General features: G+C 67.3%; 12 protein-coding genes and 3 pseudogenes. 8 read left to right on the top strand and 7 right to left on the bottom strand.

Features of this window, described 5'->3' with window-relative positions; translation table 11 throughout:
- The first annotated feature begins 270 nt into the window (after window positions 1-270).
- Together katG and FHS98_RS09520 are read left to right on the top strand one after the other, a co-directional pair.
- Entirely contained in the window at window positions 271-2,445 is a 2,175-nt protein-coding gene (gene katG / locus FHS98_RS09525) for a catalase/peroxidase HPI (RefSeq protein WP_167103522.1), read from the top strand.
- A 115-nt stretch (window positions 2,446-2,560) separates the two neighbouring features.
- Complete coding sequence (locus FHS98_RS09520) at window positions 2,561-3,055, top strand: methylated-DNA--[protein]-cysteine S-methyltransferase (RefSeq protein ID WP_167103520.1); 495 nt, start codon at window positions 2,561-2,563, stop codon at window positions 3,053-3,055.
- 42 nt (window positions 3,056-3,097) lie between these two features.
- On the opposite strand, the gene FHS98_RS09515 is transcribed toward FHS98_RS09520, so the two are convergent.
- Together FHS98_RS09515 and FHS98_RS09510 are read right to left on the bottom strand one after the other, a co-directional pair.
- Entirely contained in the window at window positions 3,098-4,150 is a 1,053-nt protein-coding gene (locus tag FHS98_RS09515; RefSeq protein WP_167103517.1) for an NAD(P)-dependent alcohol dehydrogenase, read from the bottom strand.
- A gap of 77 nt (window positions 4,151-4,227) precedes the next feature.
- Window positions 4,228-4,986: a GNAT family N-acetyltransferase gene (locus FHS98_RS09510; protein WP_243847950.1), complete on the bottom strand. Its 759-nt coding sequence runs from the start codon at window positions 4,984-4,986 to the stop codon at window positions 4,228-4,230.
- A gap of 420 nt (window positions 4,987-5,406) precedes the next feature.
- Here FHS98_RS09510 and FHS98_RS09505 point away from each other — a divergent pair, with 420 nt between their 5' ends.
- Window positions 5,407-7,854 (top strand): TonB-dependent receptor, encoded by a 2,448-nt coding sequence (locus FHS98_RS09505; RefSeq protein ID WP_243847949.1) that lies wholly within the window; start codon window positions 5,407-5,409, stop codon window positions 7,852-7,854.
- A 110-nt stretch (window positions 7,855-7,964) separates the two neighbouring features.
- Window positions 7,965-8,117: a hypothetical protein gene (locus FHS98_RS09500; protein ID WP_167103511.1), complete on the top strand. Its 153-nt coding sequence runs from the start codon at window positions 7,965-7,967 to the stop codon at window positions 8,115-8,117.
- 36 nt (window positions 8,118-8,153) lie between these two features.
- Here FHS98_RS09500 and FHS98_RS09495 read toward each other — a convergent pair whose 3' ends face one another.
- The gene (locus tag FHS98_RS09495) at window positions 8,154-9,623 is read right to left on the bottom strand and encodes a CYTH and CHAD domain-containing protein (RefSeq protein WP_167103508.1); all 1,470 of its coding nucleotides are present in this window, start codon (window positions 9,621-9,623) and stop codon (window positions 8,154-8,156) included.
- Between the two features lie 199 nt (window positions 9,624-9,822).
- Here FHS98_RS09495 and FHS98_RS09490 point away from each other — a divergent pair, with 199 nt between their 5' ends.
- From FHS98_RS09490 to FHS98_RS19150, 4 genes and pseudogenes are all read left to right on the top strand, one after another.
- Window positions 9,823-10,569: a 4'-phosphopantetheinyl transferase family protein gene (locus tag FHS98_RS09490; RefSeq protein WP_167103505.1), complete on the top strand. Its 747-nt coding sequence runs from the start codon at window positions 9,823-9,825 to the stop codon at window positions 10,567-10,569.
- Window positions 10,570-10,737: 168 nt separating this feature from the next.
- On the top strand, window positions 10,738-11,040 hold the full coding sequence (locus FHS98_RS09485) for a DUF6072 family protein (protein WP_167103502.1): 303 nt from the start codon (window positions 10,738-10,740) through the stop codon (window positions 11,038-11,040).
- A gap of 187 nt (window positions 11,041-11,227) precedes the next feature.
- Window positions 11,228-12,886 (top strand): type I polyketide synthase, encoded by a 1,659-nt coding sequence (locus FHS98_RS09480; RefSeq protein WP_167103498.1) that lies wholly within the window; start codon window positions 11,228-11,230, stop codon window positions 12,884-12,886.
- Window positions 12,828-13,079 (top strand): annotated as a pseudogene (locus tag FHS98_RS19150) (AMP-binding protein); the annotation flags it as partial. The gene FHS98_RS09480 and the pseudogene FHS98_RS19150, both read left to right, overlap by 59 nt.
- Before the next feature lie 141 nt (window positions 13,080-13,220).
- Here the strand turns inward: FHS98_RS19150 and FHS98_RS19145 are convergent.
- The 4 genes and pseudogenes from FHS98_RS19145 to FHS98_RS09465 all read right to left on the bottom strand — a co-directional run.
- A pseudogene (locus FHS98_RS19145) lies at window positions 13,221-13,406 on the bottom strand (CurL C-terminal domain-containing protein); the annotation flags it as partial.
- Window positions 13,407-13,464: 58 nt separating this feature from the next.
- Window positions 13,465-13,797 (bottom strand): annotated as a pseudogene (locus tag FHS98_RS19140) (beta-ketoacyl synthase N-terminal-like domain-containing protein); the annotation flags it as partial.
- Between the two features lie 226 nt (window positions 13,798-14,023).
- A complete protein-coding gene (locus tag FHS98_RS09470) occupies window positions 14,024-14,305 on the bottom strand; it encodes a hypothetical protein (RefSeq protein WP_208402166.1) in 282 nt (93 codons plus the stop codon).
- A 65-nt stretch (window positions 14,306-14,370) separates the two neighbouring features.
- Window positions 14,371-16,851 (bottom strand): sulfite reductase flavoprotein subunit alpha, encoded by a 2,481-nt coding sequence (locus FHS98_RS09465; RefSeq protein ID WP_167103490.1) that lies wholly within the window; start codon window positions 16,849-16,851, stop codon window positions 14,371-14,373.
- Window positions 16,852-16,919 lie beyond the last annotated feature (68 nt).

The following is a 16,919-nucleotide window of genomic DNA, read 5'->3' as shown; positions in this document are numbered from 1 at the left end:
GCGCGGCAAAGCGCCAGCGGCCCGCCAATACAACGGGCTTATCGCCCGGCGGAGCGCGTTTCATGCCGCCTCTCCTCGCACGAGGCCCATCCTTCTTTCTTCCGGTCATCGGCGTGTCTTGCCCGCATGGCGGACCATGCGGGCCATTCGTATACGAACCGGCTGGACGTCGGATTCGATCATTGTGACCGATTTAAACGATTGGACAGGCCGGCGGTGGGGCACAACCATCCACGCCGAACCGGGGGAAGCACCGGAGGAGAGGATATCATGAACGTCGAAGCCAAATGCCCGATGGGCAACACGGTTCGCGGGAACGCCGTACTCTTCGAGATGACCAACCGGCTATGGTGGCCCAACCAGCTCGACATCTCGCTCCTCCACCAGAACCCGCCCGCCGGCGACCCGATGGGCCAGGGCTACGACTATGCCAGGGAGTTCCAGAAGCTCGATCTCGCGGCGGTGAAGCAGGACATCTTCGCGCTGATGACCGAGTCGCAGGATTGGTGGCCAGCCGACTTCGGCCATTACGGCCCGCTCTTCATCCGCATGGCGTGGCACGCGGCGGGCACCTATCGCATCGGCGACGGCCGTGGCGGCGCCGGCACCGGCCAGCAGCGCTTCGCCCCGCTCAACAGTTGGCCGGACAACGCCAATCTCGACAAGGCGCGCATCCTCCTCTGGCCGATCAAGCAGAAATATGGCCGCAAGCTCTCCTGGGCGGACCTGCTGGTGCTGGCCGGCAATTGCGCGCTGGAATCGATGGGCTTCAAGACCGCAGGCTTCGGCGGCGGCCGCCCCGACGTCTGGGAGCCGGAGAACGACACCTATTGGGGGCCGGAGCGCGAATGGCTCGGCGACGAGCGCTATAGCGGCGAACGTGATCTGGCGCACCCGCTGGCGGCCGTCCAGATGGGCCTGATCTACGTCAACCCGGAAGGGCCGAACGGCAATCCCGATCCGTTGAAGGCCGCGGTCGACATCCGCGAGACTTTCGCGCGCATGGCGATGAACGACGAGGAGACGGTCGCGCTGATCGCCGGCGGCCACACCTTCGGCAAGACGCATGGCGCGGCCGATCCTTCGCAATATGTCGGGCCGGAGCCGGAAGGCGCGGGCATCGAGATGCAGGGGCTCGGCTGGTCCAACAGCCACGGCTCGGGCAATGCCGGTGACACCATCACCAGCGGCATCGAGGTGATCTGGACGCAGGAGCCGACCCGATGGTCCAACCTCTTCTTCAAGAATCTGTTCGAACACGAATGGGAACTGACCAAGAGCCCCGCCGGCGCCCACCAGTGGATCGCCAAGGATGCGCCCGAGGATGTGCCCGACGCGCATGATCCATCGAAGAAGCACCGGCCGACGATGCTGACCACCGATCTCGCGTTGCGTTTCGATCCGATCTACGGCCCGATCTCCCGTCGTTTCTACGAGGATCAGCATCTGTTCGCCCATGCCTTCGCCGAGGCGTGGTACAAGCTCACCCATCGCGACATGGGGCCGCATATCCGCCTGCTGGGGCCGGAAGTGCCGGCCGAGCCGCGCCTCTGGCAGGATCCGCTGCCCAAGGCCGAAGGCGCGCCGCTCGGCGAGGCGGACGTTGCCGGGCTCAAGCAGGTGATCCTCGCATCCGGCCTGCCCATCTCGCGGCTGGTGGCGACGGCCTGGGCGTCGGCCTCGACCTTCCGCGGCTCGGACAAGCGCGGCGGCGCCAATGGCGCGCGCATCCGCATCGCGCCGCAGAAGGACTGGCCGGTCAACGAACCGGCGGAACTCGCCGGCGCGCTCGCGACGCTCGATCATGTCCGCAACGCATCGGGCAAGACCATCAGCCTCGCCGACATGATCGTGCTCGGCGGCTGCGCGGCGGTCGAGGCGGCGGCGAGAAAGGCCGGCCATGATGTGACCGTGCCCTTCACCCCCGGCCGCGTCGACGCCAGCCAGGCGCAGACCGACCCCGAATCCTTCGATCCGCTGGAGCCCACGATCGACGGCTTCCGCAACTATGTCGGCGAGGAGACGAGCATCTCGCCCGAGGAGCTGCTGGTCAACCGCGCCAACCTGCTGACGCTGACGGCGCCGGAGATGACGGTGCTGATCGCCGGCCTGCGCGTGCTGGGCGCGAATGTCGGCGGATCGAAGCACGGTGTTTTCACCGACCGGCCGGAGACGCTGAGCAACGATTTCCTCGTCAACCTGCTCAAGACCAGCACGAGCATGAAATGGGAAGCGAGGGACGACGGCACCTTCGCCGCCTCGGATCGCAAGGGCGGCGACACGAAGTGGACCGGCACGCGTGTCGATCTCATCTTCGGCTCGAACTCGCAGCTCCGCGCGCTGGCGGAGGCCTATGCGGCGGCGGACGCCGAGCGCGCCTTCGTCGATGCCTTCGTGGCGGCGTGGGCGAAGGTGATGAACCTCGATCGCTTCGACATCGCCTGACGGCGGGAGACGGCTCCCGGCATCGTCCGGGGGCTGCCCATCGCGCAAAGGGGATGTCGGCGGCCCGGCACATTCGCTATCCGGCCCGGACGGAGTGACGGCTCGGGAGAAGCGTATGGCCTATGCATACAAGACGATGGCGTCGCCGGTCGGCACGCTGACGCTTGTCGCCAGCGACAAGGGCCTCGTCGCGATCCTGTGGGAGAATGACGATCCCCGGCGCGTGCCCCTGCCCGAGCTGGTCGAGGCGCCGGACCATGCCGTCCTCTGCGAGGCGGGAAGCCAGCTCGGCGAATATTTCACGGGCAAACGGACGCGGTTCACCGTGCCGCTCGATTTCCACGGCACGGATTTCCAGAAGAGCGTCTGGGCCGCGCTGCTCCAGATCCCCTTCGGCGAGACGCGCAGCTATGCCGAGATCGCCCATGCTATCGGCAACCCGGCGGCGATCCGGGCGGTCGGCGCCGCGAACGGGCGCAACCCCATCTCGATCATCGCGCCCTGCCATCGCGTGATCGGATCGAACGGAGCGCTGACGGGCTTCGCGGGCGGCCTGCCCGCCAAGCAACATCTGCTCGCGCTGGAGAACCCGCAGCGCTCCTTGCTCTAACGAACGGGCGCCGGCCTTCGGAAGGAGCCGGCGCCCGATCCCTCACGCCGCGAGCGTCGCGTTGTCGATCACGAAGCGATATTTCACGTCGCTCTTCTGCATCCGGTCATAGGCTTCGTCGATCTGCTGGATGCGGATCATCTCGATATCCGAGACGATGCCCTTCTCCGCGCAGAAATCGAGCATCTCCTGCGTCTCCGCGATACCGCCGATCAGCGAGCCCGCGATGGCACGGCGCTTGAAGATCAGCGCGGCGACGTTGGGCGAAGGGTGCGCATGTTCCGGCACGCCGACCAGCGTCATCGTCCCGTCACGCTTCAGGAGCGCGGTGAACGCGTCCAGATCGTGGCTCGCCGCGACCGTGTTGAGGATGAAGTCGAAGCTGTTGGCATGGGCCTGCATCTCCTCCGCGTTGCGCGAGACGACCACCTCGTCCGCGCCGAGCGCATGGGCGTCGGCACGCTTGCTATCCGACGTGGTGAAGGCCACGACATGCGCGCCCAGCGCATGGGCGAGCTTCACGCCCATATGGCCGAGGCCGCCGATACCGACGATGCCGACTTTCTTGCCCGGCCCTGCCTTCCAGTGGCGCAGCGGCGACCAGGTGGTGATGCCCGCGCACAGCAGCGGCGCCGCGGCGGCGAGTTGCTCCTCGGGGTGCGTGATCTTCAGCACGAACTTGTCGGAGACGACGATCCGCTGCGAATAGCCGCCGAGCGTGTGACCCGGCGCATCCGGCGTCGCACCGTTATAGGTGCCGACGAGGCCGTTCTCGCAATATTGCTCCTCTCCGTCCGCGCAGGAAGCGCAATGCTGGCAGCTATCCACCATGCAACCGACGCCGACGGTATCGCCGACCTTGAACTTGGTGACCTCGCCGCCGACCGCGCTCACATGACCGACGATCTCGTGGCCCGGCACGCAGGGGTAGAGCGTGCCGCCCCACTCGGACCGGACGGTGTGGAGATCCGAGTGACAGACGCCGCAATAGGCGATCTCGATCTGGACATCATGAGGGCCGGGGGCACGGCGCTCGATATCGATCGACTCAAGGGGACGATCGGCGACATGAGCGCCGTAAGCTTTCGTGACCATCTGGAATTCCTTGCGGAGAGGGGATCGCCAAGTTGGCGTCTCCTCCGGGCTCGTGCAAGCCGCCGCCGGACATATTCCTATCGCGTGGCTTTTGACGCTTCCGGTCGGGGGACGACTCCGGCTTGGGGGGCGCCGGCGTCCGCAACGGCGGGCTCGGCGAGGGCGAGGACCGTCATGCGGATCGGGGCGCGGATCGCGAAGCCGAGCGTCTCGTAAAGCGCGATGGCGCCGGTGTTGCTGGCATAGACATGGAGGAAGGGCGTCTCGCCGCGCTCCAAGATGCGCTCGGCCACCGCGCGCATCAGGCCGCCGGCATAGCCCTTGCCGCGATGATCCGGGTGGGTGCAGACGCCGCTCACCTCGGTGAAGCCGTCCGGCCGCATCCGCTCGCCCGCCATCGCGATCAGCCGCCCGCCCCGCTTCACGCCGACGAACTCGCCGAGGCGGTGGGTATGATGGCTGAACGGGCCGGGTTCGGTGAGGAGCGCCAGCGCCAGCATCTCCGGCGCATCCTCCTCGGTCAGCGCCACCATCTCGAACGATCGGGGGGCCGGCCGGATCGCCTCCGCCGTCATCTGGAACAGCGGCGCCGTGCGCAGCACCATCGTGCCGGGCGGCGTCGGCATCTCGTCGGCCTCGACGATCCAGACCGGCTTGTCATCCGTCAGCAACGCCACGAGCGCCGCCTGGCTTTCGGGGGACGCATCGGCCATCGCGGCGAAGGGGCCGTAATCGGGCACCACCCGCAACGCACCTTCGCTGTGCCGCGCCAGCGCCACCTGCCGGGTGGTGAAGGCGCTCCATACGGGGCGATCGAGCGGATGCCGGGGTGCCATTCCGCTCTCCTAGGCCTCCAGCGGCGGCGGTGGCAATCTCGACGGCCGGGAAGCGTGACCCCACGGGCACAGATGCGCCCGGAACGATGGCACCGCCTTGACATCATACCGACCGCAACTCATCCCCGACACACCGCCATCGACAAGGCGGACAAGCATTGGGGGATGAGGCATGGCCTTTCATCGCCGTGCAGTCGAGGCGCAGCCGGTCTGCGCTTCCCGTCGTTCCAACCGACCCGCGCGGAAGCCCGCGCCCTGCCCTGCGGCTACCCCCGATCCCTTCCTGCCGAAGCCCGCGAGACGCCCTCACGCTCTTGGCGAGCCCGGCATGTCCCGCCCGCCGGAACGACCCGGATCAGGCGAACCACAGAAGAACCGAGGGGTACACTCATGAAGACGATGCATCGCCGGAATGCCCGGATGACCGCGCTTCTGCTTTTGTCGGGCACCGCGCTCGGCTGGTCCGGCGCCGCGCTCGCGCAGGATCAGGCCCCTCCGGCCTCCGCCCCTGCCGCCGATGCCGCGCAGCAAGGCGATACGGCCGCCGCCGCCACGCCCGACCAGTCGCAGGTGATCGTCGTCACGGGCAACCCCAACCGCCTCGGCCTGCGCAAGCTGGACGCGAGCTATTCCATCTCCACCGCCACGGCCGAGCAGATCCGCGAGGTCCAGCCGATCTCGACCGCCGACCTGCTCAAGATCGTCCCCGGCGTCTGGACGGAGACGTCGGGCGGCGAGACGGGCGCCAACGTCTTCATCCGCGGCTTCCCGTCGACCGGCGACGCGCCCTTCCTCACCATCGAGATGAACGGCTCGCCGATCTTCGCGCCTTCCTCCCTCTCCTTCCTGGAGGACAGCTCGCTGTTCCGTATCGACGACACGGTGGACCATGTCGAAGTGCTGCGCGGCGGCCCGAGCCCGATCTTCGCCAACGGACAGCCCGGCGCCACCACTAACTTCATCCTGAAGGAAGGCACCGCCGATCCGCACCTCTCGATGCGCGTCACCTACGGCACCGAGGGCATGTATCGCGGCGACGTCGTGGCGCAGGGGCCGATCACCGACGACACCACCTATATGATCGGCGGCTTCTATCGCTACTCGAAGGGGCTGCGCCATACGGGCTTCGCCGGCGATCTCGGCGGTCAGGTGACGGGCAGCATCACGCACAAGGTCGATAACGGCAAGGTGACGCTCTACGCCCGCTATCTCGACGACAAGAACGCCTTCTACACGCCGATGCCGCTTCTTGAGACGAACGGCAAGTTCCACACCTTCCCCGGCTTTGACGCGCGGGACGATACGCTCGTCGGTCAGGAGATCGAGAATACCCAGATCGAGGTCGGGCCGAGCATCAACGGCGGCCCGACGCAGAAGAAGGATATCGATCTTTCCAAGGGGCGCGGCGCGCGCATCTACACGCTGGGCAGCACCTTCAGCTATGATTTCGGCGTCTTCCAGCTCCAGAACGCCATCAATTTCACCAAGGGACAGGCGAACACCTACGCCGTCTTCACCGGCAGCAATCCACAGACGGTCGCGGACTATCTGGCCGGCGCCGGCGGCCCCGGCACCGTCACCTATGCCGACAGCGGCCTTGCGCTGACCCCGGATCAGCAGACGATCCAGGCGGGCATCTGGGCCGTCGAGAAGCATATCAAGAGCTTCACCGACGAACTCAAGCTCTCCAGGGAATTGTTCGAGGGCAATACGCTGACGCTCGGCGGCTATTACGCCCATGTCACCGATCATGACGTGTGGGATCTGGGCAATAACGTGCTGCTCGCGCTCGAACCGCAGGCGCGCGTCCTCAACGCCTCGCTGGACGACGGCACCATCCTCACCCGCGACGGCTTCACCTCGCCCACCAACACGGCGATCAACAATTATTATCGCAGCAACAACATCGCCGGCTATGCCAGCGACGAATGGAAGATCGGCAAGCTCCGGCTCGATGCCGGCGTGCGCGTAGAGCACACCAAGATCCATGGCGTGCTCGAGAACAGCACCAGCGGCGTCGACCTCGATGGCGACCCACTGACCGCATACAACAATAACGCCACCGTGCTGAACGGCACCTTCGAGACGATCAATTACCACAAGACGCAGGTATCGTGGACGGCCGGCGCCGATTTCGCCTTCACCAACCATCTGAACGGCTTCCTGCGCGCCAATGGCGGCGCGCTGCTGCCGCAGTTCGACGATCTGCGCGGCAACGCAGCCGATCCTGAGAACATCAAGCCGCAGAAGGTGAAGCAATATGAGGTCGGCCTGAAGACCTCGACCCATTATTACGACGTCTTCCTCACCGGCTTCTACAACCGCTTCCACAACCTGCTCTTCCAGGACATCGTGCTCGATGCCAACGGCAATCCGGTCAACCGGGTGCTGTTCGGCGGCTCGCGCGCCTATGGGCTGGAATTCGAGGGCGCCGTCCGTCCGGTCGAGGGGCTCCAGATCGGCACGCGCGGCGTGATCCAGAACGGCAAGCTCAAGGATTTCGGCGCCAATACGGGCAATGATGTCGCCCGCCAGCCGAAATTCCTGATCGCGGTGACGCCGTCCTACACGTTCCGCACCTCCTGGGGGCAGGCACGCGTCTTCGGCACCTACACCCATGTCGGCAATCGCTATGCCGACATCCAGAACCAGCAGCCGCTCGGCAAATATGACACGGTGGATCTGGGCGCCTCGATCGATCTCAACCAGCGCTTCTCGATCCAGGCGACCGTCGAGAACGTCACCAACAAGCTGGCCTTGACCGAGGGCAATATCCGCGCCGTGGGTTCGGGCAACACCAACGGCTTCTTCCTCGGCCGCCCGATCTTCGGCCGACACGCCACGATCACGGCGGCCTACAAGTTCTGAGGACGGCGGCGCCGGCCGGGAGCGGTCCTCCCGGCCGGGCCTTGCTGGCCGATGCCCATGGTCGTGCGTTATGCTATCCGCCAGCCAGACTCTCGCGGACGGACAGCATCATGGCTTCTCTCGACGATACGATCATCGACACGCCCGAAGGGCCGATGACCTGGGCTCAGTGGAAAAAGAAGAACCCCGTCCAGCTCCCGTCGCGGCGGACCAAGGGCAAGGATCTGCCCAACAAGGTGAAGCGCACCACCGACGAGCGTTGATCCCCCGCCACAGCCTCCACATAAGTGGCACCCACCCTAACGCCAGAAGCGCTTCACATCGATGAGCGTCTCATAAGCCTCCTCGGCCCGGTCGATCAGCCGCGCCTGTTCCCGTCGGCTCAGCCCGGACAGCTTCGCATCGAGGCCCAGCCGGGCCAGCACCGCGGCCCCCGTGGCGTGATCGTTGAGATCGCCGAGATGGTCCTGCAACGCTTCCAGCGCGTCCAGAAACGCCCTGTGCCGCCGCCCGGCTCTGCGGTCGACATAGAGGCCCGCGAAGAATTCCGAGGCATAGCGCAGCTTCTTCGCTTCGATCCGCACGCGATGGCGATGCTCGTCGTCCAGTTCGGCAAGCTTGCGTCCCTGACGCTTCAGGCGCTTGCGATGCAGATCGAGCACGTCACCGGCAAAGAGCGCGGCAGGCTGGTGAAGCAGTTCCGGGTCCGCCGGACGGGCGCGCCAGTCGCCCAGCGCCAGCCATTCGGCGAGATCGATCATCAACAGCCGGGCACGCGGCGACATCAGCGCGGCACGGACCTCTTCGAACATCCGCGCCCGCTCTGCGACGAGCCGCCGGCTGACATCCTTCTCCCCGATGCGCGGGATAAGCACGTCGATATTGCGAACCTCGCCCAATGCCGCCGCCAGCCAGCGCAATTCTTCCTTCAGCCGCCGGACACGGCTGTCCATCGCCAGCAGCCGCCGGTGCAGCGAAAAGGCGGAGCGCAACCGCCGCAGGCCCACGCGCGCCTGATGCAGCGGCTCCTTATCGCCCGTTTCGAGAAGCAGCGCTTCGTTCAGCCGGAATTGCCGCATACAGGCCCGCGCGATCGCCTGGAACGCGGCTTGCGCATCGCAATCCGGTTCGAGGCGGATGGGCTCGGTCTTCACCGACTTCTCCACGCGCCCGGATGCGAGATCATAGCCGCGCTCCGACTTGGAGCGCACACCGAGGCGAAGCGGCACCTCCGCATCGATCTCCCGCGCGAGATCGAACAGGGCCTGCGCCGGCCCCTCTTCCAGCTCCAGCTCGACCTCGCAGAGCGGCGCCCGGCGGGCGCCTGCGCGAATTTCGCCACGATCGACCGCCAGCTCGATCCGGCTGCCTCCTTGCGCGACCGCGCGCGCCGTCCGATGAACCTCGGTGACGAACAGCGGCGCAAGACGCGCGATCGCCTCCTCCCCCAGAAGCTGGGTCAGCGGCCCGCTGGTCTCGTCCAGCACGGGCAGATCGCCGTCTATCGATCGCTCCCATTCGGGTCGGACGAACAGGCCGGCGGCGGCCTCGCTGTCCGCCTTCACGGTCTGCACCCGCCCTTTCCCCGTGCGGCGCACCCTCAGCGAATAGCCGGCATCGAGCAGATGCAGGCCCGGCGTGTCGAAATAGGTCGAGAGGAGATGATCGGTCTTGCCCGAACCGTCCGCGAGCAGCGGCAGCGCGTTCAATCTCTCCCGATCCTCGAACGCGACTTCGAGCTTGAGTTCGATTTCGAGCGGGTCCGCCATGCTCATCTCCGCCCGGTTCGATCGCGTTGCGCGCCCTGACCGGCCCATCTCGCAAGCTGCCATCAAGGCGACGGCGCGACAAGTCCGCGCTCCGGGGAAGCGCGCGCCTTTACGACACGGCACTATGGCGCGGGGGCCGGCCCCGCCTATACATCCGAGCGGAACGAAAGCCGGGGGAGAGGCTGTGCGCTTCGTGGAGATGAGAGGGACGTTCCGGCCGGAGGGTGACATCGCCACACCGGAATTGTCGCCAGGCGAGGCGCATGTCTGGATCGTGCGACTGGATGCGCTCCACGGCCATGCCGAGGCCGCCGCCGACATCCTCGACGAGGCGGAACGTGCGCGCGCCCGGAACTTTCGCTTCGATCGGGACCGGCTGCTCTACAGGCTCGGCCGCGCGACATTGCGGCGGCTTCTCTCCGCCTATCTCGGCATCGAGCCGGCCGACGTGCCGCTTCGGACGGGTCTTCATGGAAAGCCCGAGCTGGGAGCGCCTTTCGACACGCCCCCTTTGCATTTCAACGTCTCGCATTCGGGCGATCTGGCGCTCTATGCCGTCACGCGGGACGGCCCGGTCGGGATCGACGTCGAGCAGATGCGTCCGATCCCCGATCTCCAGGGCGTCGCAGAGCTGGTGTTGAGCCCGCTGGAAAGAACCACCTTCTCGTCGCTCGACACGGGGCGCCGGCAGGCCTTCTTCCATGAGGCCTGGGCACGCAAGGAGGCCTATCTGAAAGCGCTGGGCGACGGGCTGATGCGCCCGCCGACATCGATCGAGTTCGGCGCCCTGCTCGGCGAGCCCGGCGAGGCGATCCGCGATCGGGAGGATGAAGCCGCCTCCCGCCGCTGGCGCGTGACGGCGTGGCAGCCGGAGCCGGGATATTGGGCCGCGCTGGCAGCGCCGGCTTTCACCGAAAGCATTGCGCTCTTCGAAAGCGTCGAGTGATCCGGCAATGAAACGACGCATTCGCGCCGGATAATCCCTGTCTTGTCCAAAACAGACCAGTCCGTCGTCTGGGCCGTGCCTCTCCATGATATGCCCTATCCCCGGTGACCATTGCGGTTGCCCGATCCTGAGACACGGCACGTCTTCCTTGTGGAAAGGACAACACAGATGAGCAACGCGCTTGCTGACAACAATAGCGTGATTGGGCGCACCGCGATGGTGGCCGGCGAAGTTCTGCTTCCCGGCGCCAGCAGCCTGATCCGCGGCGAGATCGGCACCGGTGTCGGCACCTTCGTCGCGGCCGGTCTGGCGGCCGCCGTGCTGGCACCGTCCATGCCGATCATGGCGACGCTGGCGGCCATCGGCCTCCGCGCCAATTCCTACAAGGTCGCCACCACGGGCACCAATCTGCTCACCAGCGTGGCGGACATCCTGCCCCAGAAGCCGGCCACGACCGCCAAGGCGGCCTGACGCCTTCGCCGCCTGACCGGGCAAACTCCTCCGGTCAGGCGGCCTTTCTCCCTCACCGTCAGACGGCAGGTCCGCTTGCCGCAACCGCCACTTGCTGTCGGCGGCCGTACCGTCGCGTCTCCTATCATGCGTGGCGGCCGCTCCTCAGCCTGATCCCAGCCCCTCTGCGGGAGCCGCGCGCGCCACCATGGAACCGACAGGCGAACCCCGACTGGCCGATGCCCTGCGCAAGGCCTCCGCGCAGATCCGCGCGTTGCGGGACGAGAATGCGGCGCTTGCCGCACGGAGGCCGATCGCCGTCATCGGCATGGGATGCCGCTTTCCGGGCGGTGCGATCGATCCGGGGCGTTTCTGGCGACTCCTCGAAGGCGGGCGCGACGCCGTCGCCGAAATCCCGCCCGATCGCTTCGATCTCGATCGCTGGTGGGATGCCGATCCCGACGCGGCGGGGCGCCTCTATGTGCGCGAGGCGGCGCTGCTGGACGATGTGCGGGGCTTCGACGCCGCCTTCTTCGGCATCACCCCCGCGGAAGCCGAGGCGATGGACCCGCAGCAGCGCCTGCTTCTGGAGGTGAGCTGGGAAGCGTTCGAGGACGCCCGGCTCGATCCGAAACGGCTCGCGCGGAGCCGCACGGGCCTGTTCCTCGGCCTCTCCAACTATGATTATATCCAGGCCCACATCCATTCCGGCGATCCGGCGCGGATCACTCCACAGGCCGGCAGCGGCGTGATGTTCAGCACGGCGGCGGGCCGGCTTTCCTATTTCTACGATCTGCGCGGGCCGTGCGTGACGCTCGACACCGCCTGCTCCTCATCGCTGGTCGCGTTGGACGCGGCGATCAAGGCGCTCCGGCGGCGGGAGTGCGACACCGCGCTCGCGGGCGGGGTGAGCCTGCTGCTCTCGCCGGACAGCATGGTGGCGCTGTGCAAGGTGCGCGCGCTCGCCGCCGACGGGCGCAGCCGGGCCTTCGACGAGAGCGCATCCGGCTACGGCCGGGGAGAAGGCTGCGGTCTCGTCCTCCTCAAGCGGCTCGACGATGCGATCCGCGACGGCAATCCCGTCCACGCGGTGCTGGCCGGCTCGGCGGTCAATCATGACGGGCGCAGCAACGGGCTGACCGCCCCCAACGGCCTTGCCCAGCAGGCCGTGATCCGCGCCGCTCTGGAGGACGCCCGCCTCGCCCCCGACATGATCGACTATATCGAGGCGCACGGCACCGGCACGCCGCTCGGCGACCCGATCGAGTTCGGCGCGCTCGACGCCGTGTTCGGCCGCCGGCCGGCGGGGCGCACGCTGCGGCTCGGCTCGGTCAAGACCAACATCGGCCACACCGAGGCGGCGGCCGGCATCGCAGGGGTGATGAAGGTCATCCTCGCGATGCGCCACGGGATCATCCCGGCGAGCCTCCATTTCGAGACACCCAATCGCCACATCGACTGGAAAGGCTCCTCCATCGCGGTGACGGGCGCGGCGTCGCCATGGGAAGCCGGCGAACGGCCCCGCGCAGCCGGGGTCAGCTCCTTCGGGCTCAGCGGCACCAACGCGCACATCGTCGTAACCGCGCCACCCGTTACAAACCCACCGCTCTCCGAGCCGCGCACGGTGCTCGCGCTGCCGATCTCGGCGGCGACCCCGAAGGCGCTCGCGGCCTCCGCCGGCCGCTGGCGTGCCCGGATCGAAACCGCCGACGATGCGGAACTGGCCGATCTCTGCGCCGTCGCCGCACGGCGGAGTCCGCTGCGCGAGCGCATGGTCGCCGTCGGATCGTGGCGGGAGGCTCGTCGCGCTGCTCGGCATCCTGAAGGCCGGTGCCGTCCATCTGTCGATCAGCCCTGCGCTTCCTGACCAGCGGATCACGATGATGCTCGACGATTCAGGCCGCGTCCGGGTGCTCGCCGACGCTGGCAGGTTCGCGCGCCTCGAGGCATTGCGACCAGGCCTCGCCGCCGCCATCCCGGCTTCGTCCGCCGAAGGGCGCCAGCCTTGCCCGGCCATGGCAGGCGACCTCGCCTATATCATCTACACCTCCGGCTCGACCGGTCGGCCCAAGGGCGTCGCCGTCGAGCATGGCGGCTTCGTCAACATGATCCTCGCGCAGATCGACGGCTTCGGCAGCCTCCCACGCAACCACGAGGTTCGCGAGGCGCCCCTCCCCGGTCGCCTTCGCATCCCCTCGCAAGGCACGCGCGAGAGCCTTGGCCTCCGCCCCGACAACCGCACGCCTGTGCGGGAAGGCCGTCCGCCCGATGCCCAGCGTGTAGGTGACGTCGCGAAGGTCGCGCGGGGCCGCCACCAGCCAGTCGGCCAGAGCGCGAGATGCCTTTTCGAGTGCCTCCGGCGTGCGGGCCGACAGCGACAGGACCACCACGCTTTCCGGGCGCCTCGCGCGAGGTTCGTCCCGCACCCGGATCGAGCGCGATGCCCGCGCCCTCCAGCGCTCGCCAGCCCACTTCGAGCAGCAGGCGTTGCTGCGGATCGAGCGCGATCGCCTCGGCCGGCGCCATGTCGAAAAAGGCCGCGTCGAATGCCTGCGGGAAAGGCGGCTCCAGAAAGCCTCCGACCCTGTTCCATCCGGGCCAGCGCTCCGGCGGCGCAGCGCGGAACCCAGTCCGGCCACGCTTCATCATCTCCCAAAACGCATCCGGGCTGTCGCAGCCGCCGGGATAGCGGCAGGCGGCGGAGACGATCGCCACGACGTCGGCATCCCGGCGGGTGCCGCGCGTAACCTCATAGGTCGATGACGGATGGCAGTTCATGACCCCCGACCGGAAAGACATCAGTCGGATTCGTGTATTGTTATCGGCCGCTACTGTGCAGCGACGACATGGTCATAATGGAGCAAAATCAATAAAAACGCCAAACCATGGGCGTTTTCTGATTCATCCAAAACGGATCACCATTCCCCCGCTATGCAGCGGGAGTTCCGGCGGCGAATATTTCTCCGCCGGAACACATCGGAATGAATCCATTCGGCATTTCGCTTCAATAAAGGACGAACACCGCCAAAAGCCCGGCCAACATCAGCACCAGGGCAATCAGGATCAGGTCCGTCCGGGAAAAGCGGGGCCGGCGCCCGTCGCTATATTCCGCGTGCCGATAGGTTTCCCATGCGGACGGCTCCGTCGCGTCGTCGTCTTCATCCGGCACGGCCGAGCGGGCATGAGTCTGGAGATAGCGCCTGATGTCGATCAGGTTGCTCTCAATATCCGCGTCTTCTGGCGGTTTGCGCTCGCGCACGGTCACTCCGGTTCCTTCTGCGGCCATCCAAGCTACTCCGCCGTGCGCGGAAGTCGAGAGGCCGCGACCGAAACCGGCCTGAGCAAGGACGGTCAGTAGATGTCGCGCCGGTAGCGCCCCTCCGCCGCCAGCAGTTCCAGCCGCTCGTCGCCCAGCGCCTGCCGCAAAGCGGCATCCACCGCCGGAGCCATGCCCGCGAGGCTGCCGCAGACCATGATGACCGCACCCGCCTCGACCCATTCGACGATCGCTTCGCCATGCCGCTCGACAAGATGCTGGACATAGCGCGCCTCGCCCGCATCGCGGGACCAGGCCTGATCGAGACGCGTCAGCACGCCCCTGGCCTGAAGCGTGGCGAGTTCCTCCGCATGGAGCCTATCATGCGCGCGGTTGCGCTCGCCATGGATCATCCAGACCTTGCCGCCGCCCGTCCGCGCCCGCTCGCGCAAATGCGCGAGAAGACCCGCCATGCCCGTGCCGTTGCCGATCAGGATGAGCGGCGTGGCGGCATCCTCCGGCCCGGCGAAACCGGGATTGTCGCGGACGCGGAGCTGCACGGTCACGCCCTCGCCCAGCGCGTCCGTCAGGAAGCCCGAGGCCACCCCCATGCGTCCGTCCGGGAAGACATGGCGGCGGATGAGCAACTCGACCCGTCCGCTCTCCGCCAGCGAGGCGACGGAATATTCGCGATGCGCCAAAGGACGGAATGCCGTCAGCAATTCGCCATCGGCTTCCTCGGCCAGCGGCAGGATGGCCGTGGTGAGGCTCTCCCGCTCCTCCTCGGTTGCAGCGATGCCCGCCTGCCGGAGCCACTCATCGACATAAGCCCGGTCATGGCGCGGCATGATCTCGGCGATCGCCCCCGGACGCCACTCGCGTCGCATCAGCGGATCGACGGGTTCGAGCAGAAGGCGATAGACACCCTCGCCGACACTGCCCGGATTGAGCCGCTCGCGCCCGGCCAGCCGCCAGTCCTGATAGGCCGCCGGTTCCCAGTCCGGCGCCTCGGGATGCGCGCCCAGCATGGCGAGCTGCTGCTGCCAGTGGCGTTGGGCGTCCGCATCCTCGCCGTCCATCGCAATCAGATCGAACAGACGCCGGCCGCCGCTCTCATGCAGCCACGCGTCGACAGAATGGCCGAAGGCGCAAAAATCGGGATATTCCCGGTCCCCCAACGCCAGCACGGCATAGTCCAGCCCCGTCGCCGCCGCGGGCGTCGCCATGGCGCGCCGAACGAAGACACGGCAATCGTCCGGCGCTTCGCCCTCGCCATAGGTGCTGACCACGAAGAAGGCCCGGCGGACCTGCCCCAGCTCCGCCGGGTCGAGCCGCGCCATCGGCACCAGCCGCGCGCCGCCCAGCATCGCCGCCGTCCTCCGCGCCAGCCGCTCCGCCGTACCGGACTGGCTGGCGTAGACGACCAGCGCATCGCCCGCCTCCTGCCCCGCGAGGCTCTCCTCCTCGGCCGGGATCGCCCGCTTGCGGCGGCGGCGCGAGAGATAGAGCAGCAACCCCGTCACCGTGAACAGCGGCATGGTGAGACTGGTCGTGAACATCACGATCCGCCCCGGCCAGCCGAAGAAGGCGCCCCGGTGGATCTCGAACATGCTGGTGAGGATCGTGCGCCCGAGACGACGGGTGGCGTAGCGATCCACCCACAGCGGCTTTCCCGTGGCGCCATCGATCGAGACGAGATCGTCCGCCCGATTGTGCCGCGCGCCATAGGGCAGAGCGCGGAACTGCACGGCCGCGCCCTTCCTGGGCAGGATCATCAGCACGCGCTCATAGGTCGAGCCCGCCGTCGCCCGGTCGAAGCCCTGCCAGGCGAGGTCGAAGGACGGCTTGCCCTTGGCCTTCACCTTCTCCACCCGCTCGCCGCCCAGCATCGACTGGAGTCCGCCGCGATACCAGTCATAGGACCACCAGAGGCCGGTGAGCGCGCTCGTCAGGTAGAAGATCAGCACCCAGCCGCCGATCACTGCATGAAGTTCCCGGTAAAGGTTGCGCCCGGTCTTGCGCCCGTCGAGCGCCAGCCATGCACGCCAGTTCAACGGCCGGCGCGGCCAGCGCATATAGAGGCCGGACAGCGCGAAATAGATTAGCGAGAAGGCTGCGAAGCCGGTGATCTGGCGACCGAAGCCATTGCCGTTGCCGGGCAGCGCCATCCAGCGATGGAGATGGTTGAGCGTATCGAACAACGCGCCCGCCGGCAGCGGACCGAGAATGCGCCCCGTGCCGCGATCGACCAGAAACGTGTCGCGGCCCTCGTCCTCTTCCGAAGAGAAGCTGATCCGCGCGGGCACGGTCGGGTCATGGTCCACCAGCAGGCGGACGACCTTGCCGCCATGCTCGGCGACGGCGCGCTGCATCAGCTCGGCCGGCGCCAGCGCCTGCTGACCGGGGACCAGCCCGACATGGCCGACCAGCGCCACCTGTATCTCGTCCTGGAACGCCATCGAGGCGCCCGTCACTCCCATGACGGCGAGCACGAGCCCGGCGGTGATGCCGAGCAGCCAGTGAAGCTGGAAAATGAGCCACCGCGCCGTGACGGGCGCCTTTGTCGATTCCCTCATGCGCCATCAATGTTGCGAAGCGATATCAATAGCAATAGGTGACGCGCACGGCTCCGCGAGTGAGTCGC

Origin of the sequence: Sphingomonas oligoaromativorans (assembly GCF_011762195.1) — a bacterium.
In the GTDB taxonomy this organism is placed as follows: Bacteria; Pseudomonadota; Alphaproteobacteria; order Sphingomonadales; family Sphingomonadaceae; genus Solisphingomonas; species Solisphingomonas oligoaromativorans.
The sequence above is the reverse complement of the archived record's forward strand: the minus strand, read 5'-3'. Positions and strand labels throughout refer to the sequence as shown.